This is a genomic window from Vibrio sp. 10N.261.52.C11, from assembly GCF_041471405.1.
GTDB lineage: Bacteria > Pseudomonadota > Gammaproteobacteria > Enterobacterales > Vibrionaceae > Vibrio > Vibrio crassostreae_C.
On sequence record NZ_JBFROI010000066.1, the window covers coordinates 47,277 to 72,447 of the forward strand.

General features: G+C 41.2%; 22 protein-coding genes and 4 pseudogenes. 8 read left to right on the plus strand and 18 right to left on the minus strand.

Annotation, left to right across the window (positions count from 1 at the left end):
• From traL to AB4323_RS20725, 6 genes are all read right to left on the minus strand, one after another.
• The coding region (gene traL / locus AB4323_RS20700) for a type IV conjugative transfer system protein TraL (protein ID WP_372153251.1) at window positions 1–243 on the minus strand (243 nt) is incomplete at its 3' end.
• 41 nt (window positions 244–284) lie between these two features.
• A complete protein-coding gene (locus AB4323_RS20705; RefSeq protein ID WP_102258054.1) occupies window positions 285–587 on the minus strand; it encodes a type IV conjugative transfer system pilin TraA in 303 nt (100 codons plus the stop codon).
• Between the two features lie 173 nt (window positions 588–760).
• Complete coding sequence (locus AB4323_RS20710; RefSeq protein ID WP_372153253.1) at window positions 761–1,132, minus strand: hypothetical protein; 372 nt, start codon at window positions 1,130–1,132, stop codon at window positions 761–763.
• 716 nt (window positions 1,133–1,848) lie between these two features.
• On the minus strand, window positions 1,849–3,423 hold the full coding sequence (locus AB4323_RS20715; RefSeq protein WP_265120470.1) for an EAL domain-containing protein: 1,575 nt from the start codon (window positions 3,421–3,423) through the stop codon (window positions 1,849–1,851).
• A 178-nt stretch (window positions 3,424–3,601) separates the two neighbouring features.
• Window positions 3,602–4,207: a hypothetical protein gene (locus AB4323_RS20720; RefSeq protein WP_371958579.1), complete on the minus strand. Its 606-nt coding sequence runs from the start codon at window positions 4,205–4,207 to the stop codon at window positions 3,602–3,604.
• The gene (locus AB4323_RS20725; RefSeq protein WP_372028839.1) at window positions 4,158–4,634 is read right to left on the minus strand and encodes a hypothetical protein; all 477 of its coding nucleotides are present in this window, start codon (window positions 4,632–4,634) and stop codon (window positions 4,158–4,160) included. Before AB4323_RS20725 ends, AB4323_RS20720 begins: the two co-directional genes overlap by 50 nt.
• 757 nt (window positions 4,635–5,391) lie before the next feature.
• Here AB4323_RS20725 and AB4323_RS20730 point away from each other — a divergent pair.
• Window positions 5,392–6,099, plus strand: a complete 708-nt coding sequence (locus tag AB4323_RS20730) for a KilA-N domain-containing protein (protein WP_372153256.1) — start codon at window positions 5,392–5,394, stop codon at window positions 6,097–6,099.
• A 101-nt stretch (window positions 6,100–6,200) separates the two neighbouring features.
• Here AB4323_RS20730 and AB4323_RS20735 read toward each other — a convergent pair whose 3' ends face one another.
• Window positions 6,201–6,713: a tetratricopeptide repeat protein gene (locus tag AB4323_RS20735; RefSeq protein ID WP_102258050.1), complete on the minus strand. Its 513-nt coding sequence runs from the start codon at window positions 6,711–6,713 to the stop codon at window positions 6,201–6,203.
• Window positions 6,714–6,845: 132 nt separating this feature from the next.
• On the opposite strand from AB4323_RS20735, the gene AB4323_RS20740 reads away from it, so the two are divergent.
• Window positions 6,846–7,217, plus strand: coding sequence for a hypothetical protein (locus tag AB4323_RS20740; protein ID WP_017082573.1), 372 nt, complete (start codon window positions 6,846–6,848; stop codon window positions 7,215–7,217).
• A gap of 59 nt (window positions 7,218–7,276) precedes the next feature.
• On the opposite strand, the gene AB4323_RS20745 is transcribed toward AB4323_RS20740, so the two are convergent.
• The 4 genes from AB4323_RS20745 to AB4323_RS20760 form a co-directional block, all read right to left on the minus strand.
• The gene (locus AB4323_RS20745) at window positions 7,277–7,888 is read right to left on the minus strand and encodes a hypothetical protein (protein WP_102420934.1); all 612 of its coding nucleotides are present in this window, start codon (window positions 7,886–7,888) and stop codon (window positions 7,277–7,279) included.
• 167 nt (window positions 7,889–8,055) lie between these two features.
• Window positions 8,056–8,721: a glutathione S-transferase N-terminal domain-containing protein gene (locus tag AB4323_RS20750; RefSeq protein WP_102535454.1), complete on the minus strand. Its 666-nt coding sequence runs from the start codon at window positions 8,719–8,721 to the stop codon at window positions 8,056–8,058.
• A gap of 88 nt (window positions 8,722–8,809) precedes the next feature.
• Window positions 8,810–9,436, minus strand: a complete 627-nt coding sequence (locus AB4323_RS20755) for a LysE family translocator (protein ID WP_102535455.1) — start codon at window positions 9,434–9,436, stop codon at window positions 8,810–8,812.
• Between the two features lie 67 nt (window positions 9,437–9,503).
• Window positions 9,504–11,159, minus strand: a complete 1,656-nt coding sequence (locus tag AB4323_RS20760; protein WP_102535456.1) for an SgrR family transcriptional regulator — start codon at window positions 11,157–11,159, stop codon at window positions 9,504–9,506.
• Window positions 11,160–11,971: 812 nt separating this feature from the next.
• On the opposite strand from AB4323_RS20760, the pseudogene AB4323_RS20765 reads away from it, so the two are divergent.
• The 3 genes and pseudogenes from AB4323_RS20765 to AB4323_RS20775 all read left to right on the plus strand — a co-directional run.
• A pseudogene (locus tag AB4323_RS20765) lies at window positions 11,972–12,224 on the plus strand (IS21 family transposase); the annotation flags it as partial.
• Window positions 12,225–12,525: 301 nt separating this feature from the next.
• Window positions 12,526–13,563: an IS110 family transposase gene (locus tag AB4323_RS20770; protein ID WP_102459768.1), complete on the plus strand. Its 1,038-nt coding sequence runs from the start codon at window positions 12,526–12,528 to the stop codon at window positions 13,561–13,563.
• A gap of 693 nt (window positions 13,564–14,256) precedes the next feature.
• Window positions 14,257–14,622: pseudogene (locus AB4323_RS20775) on the plus strand (regulator).
• 57 nt (window positions 14,623–14,679) lie between these two features.
• Here the strand turns inward: AB4323_RS20775 and AB4323_RS20780 are convergent.
• Window positions 14,680–15,528, minus strand: coding sequence for a DUF3037 domain-containing protein (locus AB4323_RS20780; RefSeq protein ID WP_017082568.1), 849 nt, complete (start codon window positions 15,526–15,528; stop codon window positions 14,680–14,682).
• Complete coding sequence (locus AB4323_RS20785) at window positions 15,525–15,899, minus strand: HipA family kinase (RefSeq protein WP_338417940.1); 375 nt, start codon at window positions 15,897–15,899, stop codon at window positions 15,525–15,527. The genes AB4323_RS20780 and AB4323_RS20785 overlap by 4 nt, the downstream gene beginning before the upstream one ends.
• A 53-nt stretch (window positions 15,900–15,952) precedes the next feature.
• On the opposite strand from AB4323_RS20785, the gene AB4323_RS20790 reads away from it, so the two are divergent.
• A complete protein-coding gene (locus tag AB4323_RS20790; protein ID WP_198594943.1) occupies window positions 15,953–16,126 on the plus strand; it encodes a hypothetical protein in 174 nt (57 codons plus the stop codon).
• A gap of 235 nt (window positions 16,127–16,361) precedes the next feature.
• Complete coding sequence (locus tag AB4323_RS20795; protein WP_241904768.1) at window positions 16,362–16,718, plus strand: hypothetical protein; 357 nt, start codon at window positions 16,362–16,364, stop codon at window positions 16,716–16,718.
• 209 nt (window positions 16,719–16,927) lie between these two features.
• Here the strand turns inward: AB4323_RS20795 and AB4323_RS20800 are convergent.
• A pseudogene (locus tag AB4323_RS20800) lies at window positions 16,928–17,091 on the minus strand (transposase); the annotation flags it as partial.
• Between the two features lie 513 nt (window positions 17,092–17,604).
• On the opposite strand from AB4323_RS20800, the gene AB4323_RS20805 reads away from it, so the two are divergent.
• On the plus strand, window positions 17,605–17,922 hold the full coding sequence (locus AB4323_RS20805; protein ID WP_017082565.1) for a hypothetical protein: 318 nt from the start codon (window positions 17,605–17,607) through the stop codon (window positions 17,920–17,922).
• Window positions 17,923–18,216: 294 nt separating this feature from the next.
• Here AB4323_RS20805 and AB4323_RS20810 read toward each other — a convergent pair whose 3' ends face one another.
• From AB4323_RS20810 to AB4323_RS20825, 4 genes and pseudogenes are all read right to left on the minus strand, one after another.
• The gene (locus AB4323_RS20810; RefSeq protein ID WP_372153258.1) at window positions 18,217–19,125 is read right to left on the minus strand and encodes an IS5 family transposase; all 909 of its coding nucleotides are present in this window, start codon (window positions 19,123–19,125) and stop codon (window positions 18,217–18,219) included.
• 233 nt (window positions 19,126–19,358) lie between these two features.
• A pseudogene (locus AB4323_RS20815) lies at window positions 19,359–21,452 on the minus strand (type I secretion system permease/ATPase); the annotation flags it as partial.
• Window positions 21,453–21,541: 89 nt separating this feature from the next.
• On the minus strand, window positions 21,542–22,903 hold the full coding sequence (locus tag AB4323_RS20820; RefSeq protein WP_017083706.1) for an HlyD family type I secretion periplasmic adaptor subunit: 1,362 nt from the start codon (window positions 22,901–22,903) through the stop codon (window positions 21,542–21,544).
• A complete protein-coding gene (locus tag AB4323_RS20825) occupies window positions 22,900–25,014 on the minus strand; it encodes a peptidase domain-containing ABC transporter (protein WP_102258476.1) in 2,115 nt (704 codons plus the stop codon). Before AB4323_RS20825 ends, AB4323_RS20820 begins: the two co-directional genes overlap by 4 nt.
• Between the last annotated feature and the right edge of the window lie 157 nt (window positions 25,015–25,171).

Consider the following 25,171-nt stretch of genomic DNA (forward strand, 5'->3'; position numbering starts at 1 on the left):
GTCATCCCCATACCAGTGGATGAAGTGAATGATGAATTTGGGGCCGTGTCGGACTTTTAAGCTGCGAATGGTGAGGAAAAATCCGATACACACGGCGACCGCGACCAACCGATTGATGTTGAACAACATCAAAAACAACAAGATAGAAGGGAGTATTTCATCGATTGGAAATCCGACTATTTTGACGTCGGTTTGTAAGTAGTTTGGAAAAGCGAAGAGGGTTTGTTTGTCTTGATGATCCATGGTGAAATAGGGCGAATAGTTTCGCGCTCTCCTTATGTGGTTTATAAGCCTACAAACCCTTTACCAACTTCCCAGAACACCACGCCAACGAAAAAGCCGATGATGCCACCCACCCAGTTCTTTTGCATGATGCCCACGATGATGCCGCCAATTAGGCCTGCCACTAAAATGTAGAACTCGCCAGAAGACCCCGTTCCGACCGTGTTGGTTACGGTATCTTTACCACTGGCAAAGAGGTCATTGGCGTAAGCGGGTGACGCACAAGCAAAGTAGACGGCCATAAGCGTGCAGACGTAACGCCAATACGTAAGAGGGCAGTGAAAGCGTGATGTTTTATTTTTCATTTGGTTACCTTTAAATGTAGATAAAAGAGGCACGACATCGCACCGCCATTATCAAAAGGGGTGTCGTGCATCTGGTGGGTTGAAAAATGGACGTTGTTCGTTCGTCAGACTTTTGGGCAGGCTTTAAACCGCATGAGTTAAGATGTTGCCGTTGAGTCCCATGCGCTTCTTGATTACATTAAAGGCAACAAGGAAGCGTTTACATACTTCAAACCGCGATTGCGACTGACGTGTTGTTTCCAATTTTGAGGGGTCATTATCGTGTTCTTGAGTTTACGATAATGTTTTTTGCGAGCATTTTTTGATGGTGGTGGCGTGAGTTGACGGACTGATTGGGTGTGTTTTTGAACCGAAACGAAATGAACGCCCTTCCAATAGAAAGGAAAGGGGAGGCGGTCAGTAAAAGGCAACAAAGCAGCAAATGCCATGTATTCACGCCCGACCGAGCCCAGTTCTTTGAAGCTGACAAAATCCCCTTGTTTAACAAAGCGGTCCAATAAATTCCCCGCCTCATTTTTACGACAATATCCGTATACAATTTGCATTATTCAAACTCCTTTTAAGGACATTGTTTTGCTCTTTTAAAAGAACAAAACAATGGGCTCTCTCTCAAGAGCCGTGCTACAAACTGGCTTGTGCATTCTTGTAGTAGAATGCGCACACCCAAAGGATGTGGTGTCTGGTATTCCCAAGTAACTCTGTTGAACCACTCAACCAGCGTGCTTAATTGAGTAGAAAAACAGCCTTGGACGTCGCCCCAGGTAAGGCTCCTGAACTTTTTAGGCATATTACGCAGGCCTGCGCCCATCTGCGGCGCTTTTTGCAATAGTGAAGGCAGCCACTCTTACGGTGATGCGGGTGTTGGTATGCAGATGGAATAAAAAGCCGACGAATGTGTTTTTCGACTTTGATCTCAAAGACTGCGATATCAACGTAGTCAGTATGAATCAACATCAATGGGGATGACAATGTTTGAAAGCATCAGCAACGCACAAGGGACTTGGTTTTCGACCTATCGTGAAAGAACGAGCCAAAAGGGTTTTCTGACGTACATGTTCTGATGTGTAAGGCGGGAACGGTTCGTTATCCCACAAGGGGAACTTGGTGGACCACTTTAAGTAAGTGATGCCACAAATGAGCAAAGAGTGTGGTTATCTTCTTTACTCCCGACGTGTTCGTTTTATGGACTCAGTTAGGCTAAACCACGAGTATTAGCAAGAGCATCTTTTCGTTGTTGACTAAGGTAAGCTCCGTGATGTTTTTAGCAGAGCGCCTCACTAACCCGCTCGTGAGTATAACCATAATCTAAAGCCCAGCGATGGAGATCTTCAATCGACATAGGTTTAGCGTAATAGTAACCTTGATGTTGAAAGACGCCTCTTAATAAAAGCCCGTTAGCTTCAAGCTTATTTTCAACCCCTTCCGCTACTAGATTCATTTCTAACTGCTTAGCCATTTTAATATACCCATCGAGAACAGCGGATTTTCCTTCATCAATGGAGCGTGTAAACATTTTGTCTATTTTGATAGTGTCAATATCGAAATAATGCAAATAGGAGTTTCCGCCATAACCGGTACCTGCATCATCAAGGCTTATTTTAAGTCCTAATGTTTTGAGTAAGGCGAGGCGCTGACTGGCAAACGCCAAATTTTCAATCGGTTGGCGTTCTGTCAATTCAAGCGTCAGTTTTGAGTAGTCGTGCTGAAACCGCTTTAAATAGTGGTAAAAATCGTCATTTTGTAGGTGCAGAGGAGTGATGTTGACACTGCAATAAAACTCAGCGTTTTGACTCATCAAAGACGATAAGTCGCGGTAAATGGTTGTAATGAGATTTTCTGTTGTTGGAATGATATCCCCACTTTGCTCTAGATAATGGATGAACTTGCTTGGTTCTATGACGCGGCCATCAGAGGGAAGCCATCGGAGTAAAGCTTCGACACCGAGCATTTTACCTGTTTGTGCGTCTACAATGGGTTGATAATAGGGGAAAAACTGGGCGTCTCGAACCGCTTTTTGAAGAGCAATTTCTTTTTTTGCGTGCCAATAGGAAACACATAACCAAAGAATGGTGAGTGAAATCATAAAGAGTAAAGTGGTGACAGGCCACAAGTTTTGCTTAAACTTCGAAAGCACTCGTGAGGCAGAGACGGAGGATTCAAAGGTAAGAGGAAGATAGTTTGAAGCAACTGAGTTCGAGTACAGGCGATCAGCATTGGGCAAACTGCCTATTTCAAGGATAGTGTAATTTTCTTTTGGTAAAGATAAACGAATAGAGCGTTGATGGTCTAAATCATTTTCAAGAAAAAGGTATTCCGTGCGTAATGGAAAGAGGAAGCCATATTGTCCATTCGAACCGTATAAATAGGGGGGATGTTTTGGGGTTGTGGAGAGAGAATAAATCGCTAAACGCCACATTTCCCCTTTTAATTGTGTACTGAGTAAGTTCTTAAAATTACGTTGTTCAAATTGCTCAACGCCGAAAGGAGAGCAATAGGTATAAGGTTTCTGCTTATCAAGATTAACGATGGGTATCGACATAAGTAGATGCGACACATAAAGCTTCTCTAACTGCTCTATAGTGTCAGTGGAGCATTCACCGCTAGCGACGCTGGCTTCAGAAAGAATGGGTTTTTCAAGCCCATATTTAATCGCAACAGAAACGATTTGATCGAGGTAGTCGACGTCATGCTTAATTTCATTATGAACTTGATAAAGACTGGTTGCTAATGAAGCCAATAAGCTAAACAACAGGGCCAATAACATAACACCAGTCTTATAGACCCATTGAGGGTGGGGACTGAATAAGCGGTCTAACCAAGGGTGTCTGGAGCGCATACTTAACTCTTTATAATTATAAATCCAACGAATTGTGTTGAGCTGTGAAATGTTATTATGCGGTTTAATTAACGTTAATTTCTATAAAACCTTTTAATCTGAAAGGGTAAGATCATAAAAGTGGAAAGCCGATCACTCTTTGTTAGGAAGTTTCAATTTTTAGGTTCTAAATCAAGCCTTAAAGAAAACACTGACCGTAATCTTGGGCCGCATTAAACATATGGCTTAAATGTAAGGCTTTCTTTGTTAAAGGGTCATATTTATGACAAGCAAAACAGCCCCTATCTTCTTTAGGATGCACTAAAGCAAACCATTGAGGGTTTTGGACATAGGTCTCCATTGTACTGTTTGATAATAACTTCGAACCCCCTATTTCATTTTTCCAAGAGGGAGGCACCTCTCCTTTATTTAAATCACTCTCGTTTGAGACTGTCCAAGATGTGCCCACAAGGAAGTAGTTAGACCAAACAGATTTACGTGATTGGTAATAATCTGACATTGCCTCGTTAAGCGCTTTTATATCTTTAGCTACTTCAGTTTTCGTTAAAACACCAACCCCATAGGGTGTTTCTCTACAGACTTGAGTAGGTTTACCAGGGAAGTAAGTATTCACTTTCTGAAAGGACATTGGGTTGAAAAATGTCCATTTACCTGATTTTTCAAAATTTGATAGGTTAGGAACATCAGCACAATCAGGAGCGTTTTCCTTGTGTTCAAATGTGGTCCAAATGAATTCAGGATGATTCCTTGTTTTTCGCACTACATGAATCCCGACCAAGCCCATTACTCCTTACTGCCCCGTCGATCTCAACATCTCTATGAATAGTGAAAAATTTTTCAGGGTTGTCGTTATTAGATATTAATTTCCATGAGGTTTTTACTTCAGTGGAGCCTGGGGATATTTCAAACGGTGTTTTCCCACTGTCAATATCGGCGACACATTGGCTATTGTTTAATCCGTGTTTGACGATGTCATTGTAGAATTTTTTATTGACACTTTGTTGATAGAAGACCGGATTGCCTTCTTGATCGTTCAATGGGAAATTAGAGCCGGCTTGAAGGATTTCACTTTGTACTAATCCTTGATCACCTTTATTGTCCCAACTATCGGGTATCTCTTTAAATATTCTGTCTTTCGGCATCATATTCAAGAATAAATCCGGTGTCTTGTCACTGGTATAATAAGCAAAAGATTGCCATGCAAACTGCATAAAACTGCAATTAATATCGGATTTACTCGTTTCTGTAGGCTCTTGAGGTAAGGAAGGGTAATCAATCCAAGAGGAGTTGCCAGTACAGTCAGGGGCTTCTAACTCTAACGATTTTTATCTCTAATCTTATTTTCGTAAGAGTCATTCGCTTGAAAAGCTTCCCCTATAATTTCTGTAGAATAACAATGTATTGGTGAGAGGAAAAATGAGGAAACTATTATTTTCTTTAAACAATTCATGATAATTATTATCATTCGTATTTGTATGGGTGGCTAAAATTACAATAGTTACAAATAAAACGAATCTAAATTAGTTAATAATTTAGTGTGACTCTGGAACTGCGTGTGTGCTCTGGAGTTGTTTTTGTCTCGATTCTGTCTACGTTCATGGGTGAGGCAAGCTGATTGTAAGAACCGCGCTCTATACAATATGCAACGTTATTAAACGTTTGACACCGATCTTCCACATCGTTAATCTGTAACGGCACTGGCAAAATCCAGTGTCGGGATTAGTCCCCCGCAATATACACCCAAGGCGCATAGACGCTAGCTTTTGCTGGTTTTTTATGTGCAGCTTCAGCACACCTGAACATAGTCGCTTTACTTATAAAACGTACTATCAGCATTATGGTGGGCTGGGCGAGGCAGCTTCGGCTGGCCGTAACCTTGGGAGCGGTAGGACTAACCTTGTTCAGCTCACCACCCGAAGATTAGTCCCTTTGTGTGGTGATTTAAAGATCATCCCCAAGGAGGCAACCATGCCAAATTTAACAATCTTTTCTAAAGACATTCGCACACTCGATAATTTGTATTCGCTAAACGATCTGCATAAAGCGAGTGGTGGACACAATCGACATCGTCCAAGTATTTTTATCAAGAATCAGCAAACTCAAGAACTGGTTAATGAAATTGAGCAAAGCAGTAATTCCTGCTTTGCTATAAATACCAAACGTGACGGTAGTGATGCGGGGACTTGGGTATGCAAAGAATTGGTCTACTCATACGCAATGTGGATTAGCCCAAAGTTCCACCTAAATGCCATTCGTGCGTTCGACAGTATGCCCACAGCTCTAGCACTTCCTACTCCAACTGTTCCGCAAGACCTATCCTTAAACGACTTAATCTTTGAATTGGCGAAGGCGAAAAACGTAACAAGCCAAAATGTTCATGTGCACTACAATGCCGTATTCAATACCAATACTTGGTCACAAGAGCATGGTTTTGAACACGCATTGGCAAAAAGAGTACTTAAACAAGACTTAGAACATGAATTGCGTAGTCAAATCCCAGAACTGCAGTTACTCAAGCAGCAAGCGAGAGAACACGGGCTAGCATTAGTGGATGAAAGTGAATACCAAAGCTTCCAAGGCCGAATGCAAATGCAGCAAAAGCAACTCGAGAAGTTGGTAGAGGATGTAATGGCGTTAAGCCGAAATCATAATTCGTTGATGAACAGGGTTATGTAAAAGTGGCGGCAAAAATGGCGGCATTCATTGTAAAACAGCGTTATTTATGGAGATAAAACGTCAATTACCACTGTTTTTATATACATTTTATTTTAATTAACCTATTGATTTGTAATGCATTGCATTCGTTTTTTCCAAGTTCTATCAAGGTCTTTTGCATAAAGCAGAATGGCTCGCTGGTAACTTTTGATTTTCTTACTCTCAGTGGTTGATAACAATAACTTAATTAGTAACGCCGTTGCTTCTTTGTGTCGTTCTAAGTTGTACAAACACATGGCATAGAACGGCTGTACTTCCAGTGAATCAGGGTATTCAGCCATGGTTCGCTCAAAATACTCTAACGCTTCAGTGTATTTACCCAAACTGCGATAAGTACTCGCCAACCCAAACAGAGCATCAAAACGTTCAGTTATGGAAAGATCCCCTTCCAATGCAAGATGATAATGTATAAGCGCTTGCTTCTCTTTGCCTTCATTATCATAAGACCAAGCCATGTATAAATTTGCTTTGGCTGCATATTGACTGTCATCCAATAGCGTACGCAGCAAAAGCCGAGACGCATGATAATTTCCGGCCTCTCTAAGATTTATGGCTTCGTGGATAATGGTTTCCATGTGCATCTCCTCTATAATTGACTAATAGAATGAAATTTATTTACACTCTGTGCTAACTCTCAAATCGTCCAACGATAAATTATCAATGATAAAATCTTAAACTAGATGAATAAATAGTAATAAAGGAATCCAATGTTTATAAGATTTATTGCCAGTATGGAGGAGGAAAAGCGACTCCAGCATACTCATGGTATCATTACCCAAGCACAAATGATGCTTGTCGACGGATTGATCCTTTACGAGTACCATCAGGTGCATATTAAAGAAATCTTCACTCAACTTAATGAATCACTACCATGTCCACCGTTCCACTCAAAGTCATGGCCAGACAATGCTATCTCTTGGTTTTTAGACTCAAGCGTCAAACATATATCACTCATGTATGAGCTAAAATATATATTAGAAGAATATGATACAAAGGTGGCGACATTACATTATTCAGACGTCGGCACCATTTTATACAGAGATGACTTTCAAGTGGTGGCTAAGTCTAGCCTCTTATGAAAAACAAAATAATATATTAATAATAAAATGAAGCTTCTAAAAATATATACCCTCGCAAGTTAAAATGAGAACTGCAACCCAAGCTCATAGCTCACTTCCGCCTCATCACGCTCTGCATATTCTAAATTTGCAACTAAGCCAAACACTGAGCCGAATTGAAAGACGTTATTCCACTTAAACTCATCTCTTGCTAGATCTAAGAAATCATGCTGATAGGAAACTCCCATCAACCAATGATTAGCTATTTGTTTTCTAACCATCGCTTGACAGTATGTTCCACGCTCGGAATATGGTGAACTGTAATCACTATCAGCACGATAGTTTACTGCTCCACAGGATAAAGAGCTTGCCATTGCCCCTCCCAAACGCCCAATGAGTCCTCCGCCAGCTTGCCAACTATCTACCTCCGAACTAAATCGAGTGAGAAAGTCTGCTCTTCCTTCAACGAATACGTAGTCAAAAACTTGAGCACTGACATCTAAGTATAACCCTCCCATCGTCTTATTCTCTGTATTGTCATACTTATCGTTAAGGTAAGGTTTTAACGCTCCCGACTTAAAACTAGCTCCTTTATAACCAAATCCTATATGAGAAAAATTATCAACAATCTCACTTGATGCAAAGCTTGAACACGAAACTAACAATATCAGAGGAACAACTTTAGTTATCATAATACGATATCCTGTGGCACTTTTTTGAAATGAAAATTTATTCTGTACATTGCATATTGACAGCAACATACGGAAATAAACTGTAACAAATCAATATGTAACATCCGATAAATTTAAACGCAAACTATGCGTTGCGTTCACATTTCCATCGTTGTCTTAAAGCATGTTTAAATTCCAGTGTCAATCCTATCTAGGCTGTCATACCAATTCAAAACATGGCTAGTCAGCATTTCCCCTGTGAAAGCGTTACTCGTAGACAGCAGCCACTTCAACGTCCCATAGACGATATAGTCTGAATACATGGGCGCATCGCCCGATAAGTATCGTGTCTTAGCTAAATAAGATTCCAGTACTCTCATTTTTTTGAGTAAGTCGGCCTTTGCTAACTCTTGGTTGTTGCTTTGTACATTTTCTAAGCTGTCCTGAAAGTGTTTCTCTCTAGAGGAACGAAAGTAATCTTTATCGCGATCTTTAAGCTTGCAGTAAATGTCGAAGATGGCAATTTTGGCGATGTCCGAATGTAATGATGCTGTCCACTCATGGAAAAAAAGTGCCATTAAACGCCCTTTTTCACCGCCAAATAATGAAGGTGATTCAGGGTAGTGGGCCTCAAGATAATCAGCGATGTTAAACGAATCAGAGAGCACCGTTTCACCATCTTTGATGGCGGGGAGTGTAGAAAACTGCGCCTTAAACTGAGCCTGAATGTCGACAAAAGAAAGCTCAGTGGTATCAAACGCTATATTTTTGTGTATCAAGCACATTTTCGTTCGCCAACAATAAGGACTGAATTTTAAGCCATCGTCCCCACACAGTTCGTAAAAAGTGATCATAGGTGTCTTACTCCGAGAGTTGCTAAATAGGTGTATTGGTTGTGCTGGGCACAGTATGTTCAATCTTGGTCGCGGTTCTCAGTCGAGATTAAGTGGGTTCTTTAACTGCTAGAATACCTGCGGCTCCCAGCAGTAAAGCACCACTTCCTCTGGTCACAGCGGTAAGAGATAGTCGGCTCGCATCAACAATCCGTCTGGCCGAAAACGCATAAAACATCACTAAACTGAAATCAAGCAACGCCATGGTTGGGCACATCACTAAGAGTTGAGGGAATACGGGTAAGTCGGGGTTGATGAATTGCGGGAAAAAAGCCGAGAAGAATAGGATGGCTTTGGGATTGCCAGCCGCGACTAAAAAGCCAGAGTAAAACAACTTTTTGTTTGAGGCCTGTAAATCTGAGTTGTTGAGGTTTAAGTGCTCAACTTGTGCTGGTTTAGCGAGGAGTATTTTTAGCCCCATGTAAACCAAGGTGATCACACCAAAGACTTTGATGACAGTAAATGCCACTACCGAATTGGCAAGGATGACACCTAAACCCAAGGCGACTAACACCATTTGAATAAAGTTAGCTGAGATGTCCCCAAGGGCGGTATATAGCACGCGTTTGTACCCATATCTGAGAGCATGTGCAATACCTAAAAATATGCTAGGCCCTGGTGTCGCGGTAAGAATGAGCGATGCCGCGACAAAGCCGAGCCAAAGGTGAAAGTCCATTTTTATCCTTAATTATCCGTTAAACACTGCAAATCATATCGCTACAGATACACTACCATACCAGCGATTACTCCAACCACATATTGACCAGAGACATTACGCCCATATTGTTCGTTTCTGTGCCATACAAGTTGTCCGCTCGAGTCACGGTGAAATGATTGCGCCATAGAGGGCAATAATAATAGTTCTGGATAAGCCAATCCTCCGCTCGATACAGTTTGTGCAAAAACTCTTGACTGTTGTTACTTTCTTGCATAAACATATCAATAAATGTCAATAAGCTTTGTTTTCCACGTTCAGGCAAGCAGAGACTAAACACATTACTGCAAAGGAGCCATTCGTAATATTGAAATGTCAGGTCGTCACCAAAAACGTAACAGTCATAGGAGATATCAATAGCAATGTCTTGAGACTGTCCTTGAATACATACCTGCCAAACAACCCCTTTTTGAGATAACTCATCGAGCAAAGGCTGTAACTCGCTCATATGACTGTCTATCACTTCAATTACCACCGGACGAGTCGGCAGTTTCATGTCGTGCTTGAACAAGTGAAATCCCTTATCTTGATGGCAATCCATCACGCTATTCGCCGCTCTTTTTTGGCTACCAAGCGTAAAACGTCGACTATGATGAACAATCCAGGCTCTTTCTTGAGCGGATAATGCACCGACATGATGATGAAACTGTAAAACAGTACATCCGCTGCGATCGATTTTTTGTGGCTGAGTAGGTTGGGATTCGCAATAGAGCAGTTCTGCCACGTGCATAGGCGCTTGAGGTTGGGCATCACTACACCAAAATTCTACTCGTTCAATATGGCCACCAAAACCAAAATAGTGGTTATTGCGAACTAAACTCCAATATTGTTTTTCCAAACTTTCGACTCGATATACCCCACACCCAATTGGTTTTGAAGCCTGATAATCAAAAATTGCACTGTGTGAGTCAGCTAACAAATGCAGGAAAACTGGGTCAGATTGACGCATAGAGAAAATGACCCACTGCTTATCTATGTCAATACCCTCTACATGACGAAATAGAATTTGATATGGATGTGGCGTACTAAGGCGCATTTCTATATTTTTTTTTACAAGTTCCGGTGTCAGCGCTTCTCTATTGTGCATCATTATGTCATTACGGATGCGGAGACGGATTTGCTTGTCACTGTAATGAAACTGGTGAGCGATATGAGGCACGATGTCATTCTGAATAGGGTTATATCGAACTAAGGTATCGAAGACGCTTTCGACCAATAAAATAGAACGAGCGGACTGTGCCAAATGAGGGTGCCATTCAGGCAGCATATAAGGGACTAAATACATCAAAGTATTCTGTTTTTTTAATTCCTGCTGTGCGTCCCCTAACCAGAGAGGTAAGTGAGCTTGAAATAGACGAACTTCGCCAAATTGAGTAGCTAGTCGAAATGCCTGATCTATTCTGCCAGAGCGAGCCATGCGCTCTAACTGAGTCAGCAGTGAGGTCTCAAAACTTTTTAATAGCGTCAATTTTGAGCGATGACCACGGCCCTGACCCGAAGCCCAATGGATAAGCCCAAAGCTTTCAAAAGAAGCCATTAGCTTACTCACGTACCTTTCTGAACAGGCCAGAATTTCAGCAAGTGAGACAATATCAACATCATAAACTTCATTGCGAGAAAAATGTTTCTCGAGTTGCTTTAAACGCTGCAGATGACTCGTAGATAACAACTGAGAAGCTACCATGTCAACCTCAAAATTATGTTCATTAGATACAACGAATACCTCTGAATATGGCAACTTAACTTAAAGTTGTCTTCTTATAATTCCACGGGAGGTGATTAATAAAGGTGGATAACCTGACCGACTAGGAATCCCACTAAGAAAACTATCCCAGAAAAGCTCGGACGGCTTTGGTTTTGTCTCACCGCTATCTTTTGTTCTGGTTCCAGTAAGTAGTGTTTCGCGTTTAAAGTATAGAATGTGTAGTCTAATGGATTCATTGTTTTACTCGCAGATAATGACTCATGTGTTCATTATCTGCGAACAAACCTGAAATAATAACGCTCTCTTTACTATAAACAGTTCACCTTTTAATTAATGAAGTACAGTTCCATTTTTGCTAACTGCTACCAAACAAAATAATTCAACAAGCATATAAAGGCAAGTTAAGCAGAGAAAGCGTTTAAGACAAGTTTCTAACGCAGGTGTTAGGCGCTTTCTTGTTGTTTCTCAGTCCGTTTCTTCTGATTTTTTTAACGCTTCGAGTATTTCTTTCATACGCTCTGGGCGCGTTTGGATCCGGAACGGTCCGGTTTGTAGAGCGGGGGAAGTCTTGCTGCCATATTGTCGCCCTCCATCGATGCCAATTCAGCGATGAACTGGTGATATTCTTGAAGTTTAGACCCAATGTAGCCTCTAATATTAGTGTTATTATAACGCAAGTTTTCGTAGCTCTGAGGCCACACATTCTTATGGATCGCGTTGCTGGTTTGGTCGTCAACTTGAATTGCTGTGTCTATCCGTTTTAACAGACAAAAGAGACTGTTGAGATCTTGATAAAACGTGGCGGCGTACGTGTAAAAGCCTTCGTTGCTATGCTTGATTATAGCCGAGCGGCCTTCGTTCACTTTAGTGAGCGAGATCGTCAAGAAAACAGGATAGAAGGCCTTGAAGAAGCGTTTGAATACTTCGGGGGCGTCCCAAAAGAAGTGTTGTTCTATAATGCGAAAGCCATCATGATAGAGCGTGATGCATACGGTGAAGGTGAACACCGCGCTGCTCGCCATAGCCAAGAAATACAACTTTAAACGGGGTTTGAGCACCACTGGAAAAATAAAATTAAGAGAGTTACGTATTTGTATTTAATATCAAAAAACGCCTATCAGGAGAGAGGTTAGTTGCTTTCTATCGATTAAATAGGCTTCTTTTTTTTACGCTTCCTAATAGCAAGTACCAAGACAGTTAGAGCTCCATCTTCAACCTTATATACGAGTCATCCCCCGAACTTCTTACCCTGTTCCGTATGCCGCGTAAAATGTCAACTTAGATAATTGGACTCCCCAACCCTAAGTCCTACAATAGTAGGGTTCAAAATAATTTGGAGATTCAAATGAACAAGACGATTGTTGGCGTTGATTTAGCTAAAAAAGTGATCCAAGTTTGTATTTATACAAACAGAAAAGTGCACTCAAATACAGAGATGACACCGAAGGCGTTTACTTGTTGGTTAGTAAATTCAAGGCCTGCCACAATCGTGTTTGAAGCTTGTGGTACTTCGAATTATTGGAAGCAACTCGCTTCTTCTCATGGGCATGATGCTCGTTTAATCTCATCGAGATTAGTTGCTGTGGTCAGACAAAATCAGAAAACTGACAAAAATGATGCTTTGGCGATAGTACAAGCATCACTGTTACCTGATGTGAACTTTATTCAAGGTAAAACAGCCGAACAGCAGCAACTACAATCGATTGTCCGCTTACGAGAACTAAGCATAAGACAAAAAACCGCTTCTAAAAACCAATTGATTGCTTTGTTATCTGAATTAAATATTCAAGTCTCCAACAGAAATGGGGGGTTAAGAGCAACAATTGATGAAACCCTAGAAGACCCAGATAATGGTTTTTCACCTTCGTTTCGTCAGGCAATATCTACTGCCTGGGATCAATATTTATCGCTGGTTGAAGCGATTGATATTTACGACAACTGCCTTGAAGAATCTTTGAATTATCATCCTGAATGTAAGAAGTTACTTAAAATTGAGGGCATCGGTATCCTTAATGCTGTTAACTTATATATCGCGCTCGGGTGTGCTGACATTGGAGCTTTTAGTAAAGGGAAAGCAGCCGCAGCCTGCATAGGGCTCACACCAATACAACATTCAAGTGGGGGGAGAGCTAAAATCGGTTCGATAGGAAGAGGTTTTAAAAATACTCTGTTTCGAAGCCAATTGATTACTGGTGCGATGTCGATCGTAAGCAAGGTTGCCAATCGCCCACCGAAAACAAAAAAAGAAGAGTGGCTAAAAAATTTAATTGAACGTAGAGGTAAGAAGTGTGCTGCGGTAGCGTTGGCAAATAAAAATGTCAGAACAGCATTTGCTATTTTAACTCAAGGTACGGAATATAAAGCTGAACCGTTAGTATCTTAGTAAATTGTCTTAACAGTAAAATGCATAAATTGGATGAAAATCAGTTAGTCAAAGCAGCGGGCATCTGAGAGTCTTGAACTCGTAGCTTAGATTTGCTACTAACTCGCGTAAATATCGTAGAGCCTGAGTTAGCTACTCTTGTTGAGCTCGTACATAAGTGCGCATTTATTTCTGATTTACTGACGATTACTGTTGACAATGGGGAGTCCACATAAGATGCCCACAATGGTGCGGAGAGTACAATGACCACGAAAGAGTAATGTCCAATCTCTTTCCGACTCTCGTTGCCTTTTGGCTACAGCGTATTAACCACTTCCGCTGCTTCATCATATTGACCCCTAGCACTCACCCGACTTGTGGTTGTCAGGAGGAACGTCCTCTAACGATTCTTCCAGCTCAGTCAACAACCAAGCTTCGTTACATTGTCAGAGCCGCTTCTTTATTCAGGCTCCTAGGGGCATCTGGTAGTACAGATGGTTCACTCTTCGTGGTGAACAACGCTTCATACGACTTCAGGTCGCACTGACATAAATGAGTTTCAAAAATCCTAACATTAACGATTCGTTAATAACTTATTATAAGACAAATATTACCAATTAATACGCCTTTGTACAGTGCTCACTTTGTCTGATTATGTTTAATGGTGCATATCTTATAAGATCAGTGCAACCTCTTGTATTTAGAGGTTTATCATTGAAGTATTGCGAAATGAGTAAGAATTACATTTTTCGAGAGTTAGAGTGCCAAATGACTAAGGAAGAGGTTGCTGAACTGTGCTTCAAAACTGTGAGGACTGTTACGGGTTGGGATGAGGGAAAGCCTATACCACCTGAATGCAAAAGGCTTATGAGAATGGCAAAAGGTCGGAAACTAAGTATTTATGAAGAGTGGGGATAGTTCAAAATGATACGCGACAGTATGGAGCTGCCGACAGGCCAAGTAGTGAGGCCACAACAAATATTGGCAGGGATTGCACTATTAAGTATTCAATCTGAGTTAGAGCTAAAAACATCAACAAAACTACTTAAACTAGCCAGAGCAATTGCCAGAATGAAATGATAAAAGCATTCACTCGCAGGTAAAAAAGCTACTGTTAAGTAGCCTTTATTATTTGTATCAATTCGTTACTAATTTGAAATCATTAACTAAGCAATCTAAATCAAACTCCGCAAATTTTAATATTTCATTACTGTTCTGATATGGAATAACTTTTACACCTAGTTCTTTCATTCCTTTTTGCACAGTATCAAAAGCGGCTACAAACTCTTCTTTTTTATTCTGAGGTCTTTCTATCGTAAATAAGAAGTTATCTTCGTTCAAAGCGTTTGCTTGTAGTAAGTGTTTAACACGAGATATCCAACGATCCCCGTGGTCAACGAGTGCTAAAGGAGTCGCTTGGTCAAATGCTAACGGCTTGATCGCTTTAGTTATATTTGCTTCTTTAGCTACTAGTGGAATCTTAAATTGACTGAAACCAGTATCAAGGCTTTGCTCTTTATACCGAATGGTTAAAGTTTTCAGCTCTTGTCTAAGGGCTTTAACCATCTGTTGCTCTCGGTATTCCTTTGTATCTTTAAAGTCTCTTCCGATATGGCGGCCAAAGAGTTGTTCAAGTGCAAGGTGACAATCATCAGTGATCATTGCACCAGTTTCACCAAACGTCATCAAACCTTCTCTAGTTCGAGTAACTTCGTGCATTAACTCAACAAGCTCTTTACCGCTTATATTCTTTGCGAAGTTTTGGATGTAATTTAATTCATCTTCAAAATTTGCTATAGCTTGCTTGTAAAGTTGCCCTTCAAGATCATCGAAGAAATCAGATACTCTTTTAAATCTGGCAGGGGCTAGTTTATAGCTTACAAATCCAGTCTTTGGAGCAAACGCAAGTATACCAACGTTGGCAAACTCTGATGTTTCTGCGAATGGCATAAAGCGAACAATCGCGAATTGTAAAGCTACTTTCATGATATGTCCTCCCAAAACGGTTCAGCTAAGAATTTCTTCAATACTAACGTAATTTCTGCTCGAATAGTATCGATTGGATACATTTCTAACCACTCTTCTGGTATCTCACTGATGATATTGTCAATATCTTGCAGGGCATTTTGAAATTTTTCTGTATAAACTTCTTTATCGACTAGCTCTAAGCCATTCCAAGAGCCTGAACTTACATGTTGTTCTTTATGTTCATCAATTTTAAAGTCATCTGCAAAAGCTAGGTTATGATCAACAACACACGTTTCTTTGGTCTTTTGCTCCAAGAAAAAGTTAGGATTACCGCCTTTATCAGTGAGGTTTCTATCATTATTCTGAATCCAATAATCAAAAACAAACAGATCACGAAGTAACTGCTTTGGAACCTTCCGTGAATTTTAGCGAAGATCATGAAATGAATTATCATTTAGGGCTAGTTGGTAAATCGAAATCTGAATACAACAGAAAGTACCTAAGAGATAACACTCAATGGACAGCAAAGAACAAGTTGGACAAAACACGCGTTACACACACTGATTTTAAATCCTTTGTTGTAGCCGATAAGCCGTATTTTCAAGATCCAGCCTAGCGCGGGAATTGTAGATAATGATCACTCTTTGTTAGGAAGTTTCAACTTTTAGGTTCTAAATCAAGCCTCAAAGAAACACGGACCGTAATCTTGGGCCGCATTAAACATATGGCTTAAATGTAAGGATTTCTTTGTTAAAGGATCATACTTATGACAAGCAAAACAGCCCCTATCTTCTTTAGGAGGCACTAAAGCTGCACACATCAAAGAAGCCTACATTAGCGCTTTCAACCACATGGCTAGCCAACTTCAAAGTGCAATGCCAACACTTCCACTATCACAATACCAACTCCCTGCAAGCTGTTTACCGAACTTCTACGATTCTGGTTGGTTGCCAGCCCATTACCAACGCTGTTATTCAGAAACCCATTGGACATATCACATTAAGTTCCAAATTCGCCCAACTGGCGGAAAGTATTGCGCCAAATTTGAATTAGGAGTAGGTGGGAAAGGTGAAACTCAACCGTGGTTTTCTTCAAGTGGTGCTGAGTTTATTGATAGTGGCTTTTATCTAGAGTATCGATATATCGAAGAGCTATGGGAAAGTGTAAGGCTGGTATTAGAAAAATACCGAGCGCATAGCCCGTATTGATAACAGGGAGGTCAAGTTCCCCCGAACTTGACCTATCCAGACGCAGCAAGCAAAGGCGTTTGGGTTAGGTGTAAGTGAATAATTTACACGCAATGCATTTGTTGTGTAAATACTTATTAAAGTTAAGGGCATTGGTTCGGTGCGGATCAGGTGTAATGCGGACAACTTAACTAAACATGGGATAGCCTAAATATCGAGTCGATAAATCATTGCTGCGCTCTTAGTGGCATAGAAAACACTCGTTTACCATGAACGCTGTGGTGATAGCTAGATCACTGAATCGACGTGGCCTCCTGTGTTTACTCTGTTTGCTTTGTGCCCACTCACTTACCGCTTCTTCATAAATCCAAAAGGTTAGAGATCCACGGTTAATGAGTGATTGGTTTTATTGCTTCCAATTGGTTGTTTTGTAACGAGGTTTAGGCATAACGTTACGAGAGGTGGTGAATGTAGCTGCTCAGATCGTAGGTTCTGGATTTAGTTCCACTGAATTACGCAACAAAGCCACTAATAACAGGAAAATTCATGGTGTGCATGTGTTGTTTAAGCAAGGTTCGCTCTAGAGCCTATTATTTTGTATGTCGTTTTAGGGAAGGATAATTTATGTCACTTGTGATATGCAAGAATGTCCTATTCATATGATGGAGTAGTCCTTGGCTGGGTGTATATTGTAACTAATTGATATTAATGATGCAAAGGCATGTGAAGTCGTAAATTCTTTCTCAAAAACTGAATGACTGAACTTATGTAGCGTCTCTGTTTGTAGCTCAGTGTTCAATGTTATTCATCCGATATTTGGAGGCACTAATGCAAGTTGTTGATGATTTTTATCAGTCTGCATCATTGCTCGTGATGCTGAGATTGCGATACCTTAAAGGACTAACGAATGAGCGAGAGCCTCACAGAATCACAAAGCATGTACAACGAACTTCAAAGCTACCTTGACTTAGTTATGCAGGAGTCAGGAGATGATGTGTTTCTAATTAAATGCGAGAAAATCTACGCATACAATATTTCTATCAGAGAGACGAACTCTGGTCTCCATTCCGTAGGGCAAGAAAGTATCAAGGGACTTATTAATCAAGCGAAAGAGTCAACAGAGTCTTTAAAGAGCACGAAAGATAAGCTCAAGGTAATGGTTCAAGCTGTTAATGCTATAGACAAAGTATTTGAACTTATGGGTGCTTATATCAAGCAGCGATAATAAAGGTTATTAAATTGTGATCGTCTTTAAGATAAGAGTGTCCTTTCTCTTTGATATTGACTCGTGTTCATAGATAAATAGTTTATATTAGGAAGTTGAAAGCTCGGATGTTTGGTTGTATATAAGACCGTTAGATACTGTGATTTAAAGTACCCCTCTAAGAGGGTTGTATCTACAAATTTAAAGGTTTAAATGAAATTAATGTGTTATTGGTGGCTAAATTTAGTTAAGCCTAGGAAGGGCGTTGTTGATCAAATCGGTTTAAAGACCAACGACGCCATATGTGACTCGCCGTTAGTTTCGAACAGGCATACCTAGTCCTATGACTTTGTTTATAGCTTTGACATTCGCCATGATTTCTCCCACTTGAGCGTTATAACATCTCAAGCTCAATTTACCGCTGGTTAGTCCTTTATATCGAGACATTGCGGTCTCAGATATTGAGCGATAGTGATAACCCGACTCAGATTTCCACTCCGCTATTGTTCCGTTTTTCAAAGCCTTTACTGCTTCATTTCTGGGATGCCCTTCTTCCCAAAGCGCCGCATTCTTTCGAGGCGGTATCAACGGAGTACTGCCCTTATTTTGCAGGGTCTCATAGCAACTTTTTGTGTCATACGCTCCATCAGCAGATACGGTATCTACCTTTCTACGTAAAGGGTTGAGTAATGTTGGCAGCACTTCGCTATCGCCAACACTTACAAGACTGACTTCTGCACTAATGGCCTCATGAGTTTCTACATCAACGGCTAAGTGCAGTTTGCGCCAAGTTCTGCGTTTTTCGGCGCCGTGCTTTTTCACCTTCCACTCACCTTCGCCAAAGACTTTGAGACCAGTCGAGTCAATAGCGATATGGCGAATAGCTCCTCTGGATTTGTTACGATATTTGACCTGAACTGTCTTCGAGCGTTTGCTGATACACGTGTAGTCAGGGGGCGTCAGTGGAACCTCTAGTAGCTCAAAGATAGAGTCGATAAAACCTTGAAGAGCCCGCAATGGTAGAGAGAATATCCCCTTAATCATCAATGCAGTTTCAATCGCTGTATCAGAGTACTGGAAGCCTCTACCACGCTTACCATGATGGGTTTTGCATCGCCATGCATCTACGGCTGTATCATCTATCCAGAACGTAACCGAGCCCCGTTTGCACAGAGCCTTATTGTACTCCGCCCAGTTAGTTATCTTCTTTTTTGCCTTACCCATGTCACCACCGCTCTAACCATCATAAAGGATCAGATCGCAAGACTCGAAAAAGGTTCAACTGATTTAGGCAACAACGCCGTTCCAAGGTGAAAAAGCCGTTTTTTGATTTTCGAGAAGACATAATAAAGGCTCAAAAAGTGTGTCAACACACACTTTTTGGGTTGAGTGAATGTCAATGGTTAAAGCTCACACCATCCATATTTCTTATAACAACGTAGATTTCAATTTATAAATCAGCCGCCAATTTGTTGCTTCCATAATTTTGCATAAAGACCTTCCTTCTCAACCAGTTCATCGTGAGTCCCACTTTCACAAACTTGGCCTTTATCAAGAACAAGAATATTATCCGCATGACGAATGGTGTTAAGGCGGTGTGCGATGCTAATTACGGTTCTATCTCTACAAATCTCTTTCATGTTGCTCATGATGGCAGCTTCAGAGTTGTAATCGAGTGCTGACGTTGCTTCATCAAGCAGTAAAATCCTAGGGTTAACGAGTAGGGCTCTTGCTAACGCAATACGTTGACGCTGGCCGCCAGATAGAGAGCCCCCTTTTTCCCCAACGGGCTGATTAAACCCGTGGGGAAGTCCTTCAATGAATTCCAAAGCACCGGCAAGCTGCGCAGCATTGCGTATTTCCTCATCAGTAGCTTGAGGCTGACTTAGGCGGATATTTTCTGCAACGCTCCCAGAAAAAAGAATACTTTCTTGTAATACCACACTCATGTTGCGACGTAGCGAAATTGGGTCGGCTATCGCGAGATCCATACCGTCTACCAATACTTGACCATGTTGAGGGACATACAAACGTTGCAATAGCCGGGTGATGGTACTTTTTCCTGAGCCTGATGGCCCGGTGATGCCGATAAACTGGCCCGGTTTTATTTCTAACGATAAGTTGGCCAACACTTCGGGAGAGTCTTCGTGATAACGAAAGCGAATGTTACTAAATTCGATGCCTCCATTGAGTTCAGGAACAGAAGCTAACCCTTGTTTACCATTTTCTTTTGGTTCATCAAGAATATCGCCCACTCGCTTTAGTGCAATAAGAGTATGTTGGAAGTCTTGCCAAATTTGCGCAAGTCGAAGTACCGGCTGAGTCACGTGGCCGGCCAACATATTGAAGGCCACCAATTGTCCGGGTGTGAGCTCACCGTTAAGTACTTCGCTGACTCCCCACCACAGGAGCAGTGCCGCAGTCAGTTTCTGTATCAGCCCGATGCCTTGCCCTGCAATGAGTCCTGATTTTTGAGCATCAAAGCTACGGTTTAGTTGTTGGCTGAGGATATGTTGCCATTGATGTAAAAATCGATGTTCAGTCGCTGTGGTTTTAATGGTTTCAATGCCTGTTACTGCTTCCGTTAGAAAGGTCGTGGCATCGGCATCCGATTCGTATTCTGATTCCACTTTTTTTCTTATGATTGGACCAGCAATAAGCCAAAGTAAGAAATAGATAAAAAGTGAGCCGATTACTAGCCAAGTCAGAGTCTTGGCATAATGGAACATAACAGCAAGAAAGACGGTAACAAAAATGAGATCGAGCAATAACATCAACGTCGAACCGGTCAAAAACTGGCGAATTTGCGCCATTTCACGAACTCGAGCAATGATTTGTCCTGTCTGACGCTGCTTGAAATAATTGAGGGGGAGGCCGACTAAATGGCGATAAAGGCGTCCTGATAGCTCTGCATTTACTTGACTTGCGAGGTGGCCAAATACGGTATTGCGCAAGTAACTGTATGCTGGCTCTGCAATGGCAAGAGCAAGCATCGCTATGGCGAGCACATGTAAACTGGACAAGCTGCGACCGACTAGCACTTTGTCGATGACATTTTCAAACAACATCGGGCTCACCAGTGCGAATATTTGAAGGGCAATAGCATAAATAAACACATCTCGCATTTGGCTCTTTTGACGCCAAATAGAGGGGGCAAACCAGCTAAGGCCAAATTTCACTTCTTTGCTACTTAGTCTTTCATCCGCGACCAACATTACCTTGTACGTTGATGAGTGACTACTCGGACTAAGCTCACTCTGCTGCTCCAATTGAGTGGCTGGATCATATAAAAGAGAGGAACCGTCCGCTGATTTTGTGAGCACTTTCCAACTATTGTCGATTTCAATTAAAACGGGCAGTGGAAGGGTATCTAGCTCGTTCGATTTTACTTTCGTTACTTGACTTTTCAGGCCAATATAATCTGCAGCTTCCCTTATTTCCAAGTCATTTAAATTGGAATGACTGACGCCTAAAGCATGCTTGAGCTGTGTCTTGGTCGACTTTTTGTGGAAATAGTTACCCGCATAAACGACGGCGTCGATTCCGCCATTATCTTGTGTGATAGAAGCGTCCTGATCGATAGAAGCATCTTGAGTGGTAGAAACGCTATTTTCCGTTGTTGATAAGGTCATATCCATACTTACCTCTCTCTTAGCGATTCTGCTTGGTATTCACGTATTGGGCTCAGCAGGTAGTCGATAACACGACGTTTATCCGTTTTTATTTCCGCAACGACGGACATGCCTGGTGTCAACTCAATACTTTTACCGTTGATTAAGATGTTGTTATTCTTAAGCTTAACTTGGGCTGGGAAAATGAGCCCCAAGCGTTCGTCTGTAGTAGAATCACGAGAAATACTCAATAGCTCAGCTTCGATAGTACCGTAACGAGTGTATGGAAACGCATCTACTTTTACTGTCACTGGCTGTCCTGGGTAAACAAAACCTACGTCTTTATTGAGAATTTGTATTTCCGCCTGCTGTACTGCATTTTCAGGGACAATAATCATTAAATTTTGTGCTGGTTGAAGTACTGCTCCTAGCGTGTAAATACTGAGTTGCTGAACCGTACCATCGACAGGAGAACGGATGATTTCTAACTGTTCACGCTCACGAACTTTAGACAACTCCTGAGCTAAACCCCCGAGTTGCAATTTCGCTTGTTTTCTTTTTTCGAGCCATTCTCTGTGTTTTTGTGCTTTGAACCCCGTCAGCCTTTCTTCAAGACTATGGTATTGCGACTTTAGAACCTCTAATTCAGCTCGTTGTTGCGACACTTGGCGCTTAACTTCCAGTAGCTCTTTTTCTTGCTCTAGATACTCTACGTGTCCAATGACTTTTATTTGATTCAACGTTTTTCGTGCCGCGAGTCTCTGACTAATATTTTCGGTTAACTGAATTAATGCGTTGATGTCACTTTGACGAGCCGCTTGTGATGTTTTGTTGACCTGCATTTCTGCTTTGATACTTGCCAGGGTCGACTCATATTCACGTTTCTCACTCAAGAAGTTTTCATTGATCAACGCTTGTTGTTCGAGTGGTAAGGCCGAAAATAATAGGTCCTTAGAGAGTGGCAGGCCACTATTCAAAGATTGGTATCGAATTAGGTCATTAGTTTGAAATTCAGACTGAGTGATTAAACGGGTAATGTCTTGATTGATGCCTAGGGTATCAAGAGTAAGAAGCGGCGCGCCTTTTGTCACTCGTTGCCCATCTTTTACGTGAATAGAGAGAACCCGGCTCTGCTCATAAGATTGAATCACTTGTGAGCGGCCAGAGACAACGAAACGTCCGGTAGCTGTCGCTTGTATATCTAATTTCCCCCAATACGCCCAAATTAAGACGGCAACGACTCCCAAGCTGAGCGTGATGGCCGTTATGCGAGCAAATGGTGAAGGAGGACGTTGTGATAAGGCGAGGTGCGCAGGCAAAAATTCGTAATGCTTCTCAGTCGCTTGGTTTATTCTAAATTTGGCTAAGAATCGCTTGATGACACTTTTCATGCGTTTGAATCCTCTTGCTTGAGCTCTTGCTGAAGTTGCCATAATTGTTTGTACTGTTTGCCCAATGTGATTAACTGTTGATGGTTACCTTGCTCGACGATATTACCTTGGTGTAGAACGATAATTCGGTCGCAATCTCGTACGGTGGATAACCGGTGAGCGATAGTGATGACCGTTCGGCCCTTCGCGATATTTGCCATATTGGATTGAATCAACGCTTGTGATTCGTCATCCAGTGCACTCGTGGCTTCATCCAGGATCATGATTTTGGGATCTGAAAGTAGAGTTCGCGCAATCGCCAGGCGTTGTCTCTGTCCGCCAGAAAGGGACTGCCCACCTTCGGCTAAGATCGTGTCATAGCCGATTGGGAGCTTCATGATAAATTCGTGAGCTCCAGAAAGTTTTGCCGCTTCGATAACCTCTTCTAAGCTAGCTTCAGGCTTCGATTGGGCAATATTTTCGCAAACACTTTTGTTAAATAGATAGTTTTCTTGCAGAACTATGCCGATTTGTTGGCGCAGTTGCTGGATGCCAATTTGATTAAGTGGTGTGTTATCAACCGTTATTAACCCTTTTTCTGGGCAGTAGAGTCGTAGCAGTAATCGAGCTAGAGTACTTTTCCCTGAGCCTGATGTTCCCACAACGCCTAATGTTTCACCTGCTTGGATATCTAGCGACAAGTTGTTAAGGGTCGGTGGGATATCTGGTTGGTAACGAAATAGGATGTTTTTGAACGAAATTGCGCCTTGTAATGCAATCGTATCGCTCCCTGTGTGCTGCTCCACAGGTAAATTAAGCATGTCTCCCAATTTTTCTAGTGCCACGCGCGTTTGAATAAATTGCCCCCATAACTCAACCATGCGTGATAAAGGTTGGGCTATATGGTTTGTCATCATATTAAAAGCGATCAGTTGTCCGATAGTCATTTCCAATGACAGTACTTCTGTTGCCCCTAACCACAGAACTCCAACACTTGTTACTTTCTGGATGAGTTGAACGACATGGTTGGATCGGTTGTTGAGTTGCTGAACCACGTACCCAGTAGAGACCATTTTTTCCGTTTGATCGTCCCAACGGCGAACAAAACGAGGCTCTACGGCTAAGCTTTTTAGAGTTTCACTGCCAGCCACTGTCTCTGTGAGAAAAGAGGTATTTGCAGCGGCGTGCGTAAATTGCTCTTCTACCGCCGCTTGCATTCGAGGTGTAAGCCACCAAGCGAGCAATACGTAAAGAGGGATGGTTGCAATAAATAGCCATGTGAGAGGAGGTGAAAGCAAACTCATTACATAGAGAAAGACAAACATGAACAAGAACTCGACCGTTAAAGTAAACATCGAGCCTGTTAAGAATTCTCGTACAGTATCAAGCTCGCGCACGCGAGTTACGATAGCGCCTACTTGACGTGTTTTGAAGAACATCAAAGGAAGGCCAAACAAGTGCTTTACTAACTTAAGTCCTAATTGAATATCAATTCTATTGGCTGTGTGCGCATATTGATATTCGCGTAAGCCGCGAAGTAGAACCTCTACAATGCCAGTGATCACAAGCCCTATCACAAGCACATCAAGGGTTGACCAAGCTTGATGTACAAGCACTTTATCCATCACAACCTGAAAAAATAGCGGTGAGATTAAGGCGAGTATTTGCAATACAAAAGAAAACAAAAAAATTTCCCCGAGTATTCTTTTGTGTTGCAAAAACTCAGGAATGAACCAGGCGATATCAAAACGTGATTGAGCTTGTTTTATCTCCAGCCATCTGTGGTTCCAAATTGAATTGAGTTCGTTATACGAAATTATTTCAGGAGTTTCTTTATTAGGTCTTTGTATTAAACACTTATCTTTATTAGATTTTGCTAAAGTTAATGGTAAACCTTCCATATCGAATAGAATCGAAGGAGTTTTTACTTTATCTAGACTTTTAAATTGTGAAAACTTAGCTGATACTTTGATTTCTTTTTCATTTTCTATTTTTTTAATAAAATCAAAATAATTCATTTCTTTAATTTTTGATATGTCGTTTTCCCCATTGATTATGTCCTTTTTGCCATCTTCAATTAATTTCAGGTGAAGGTTTATGCATAATATTATCATTGTTTCTTTAGCTGTCATTTTGCATTCTAATTAGATTTTTTAGAGGTTTTATACTAGCATTTGATATATTTTCCAGCAAGTTTTCGTTTTATTTTTATATTTAATTTCATTGTATCTTATTGATTTTATTGAGTTAATTTTAATTTAATTTGGTTTTTTGATTTAAATTTGATTG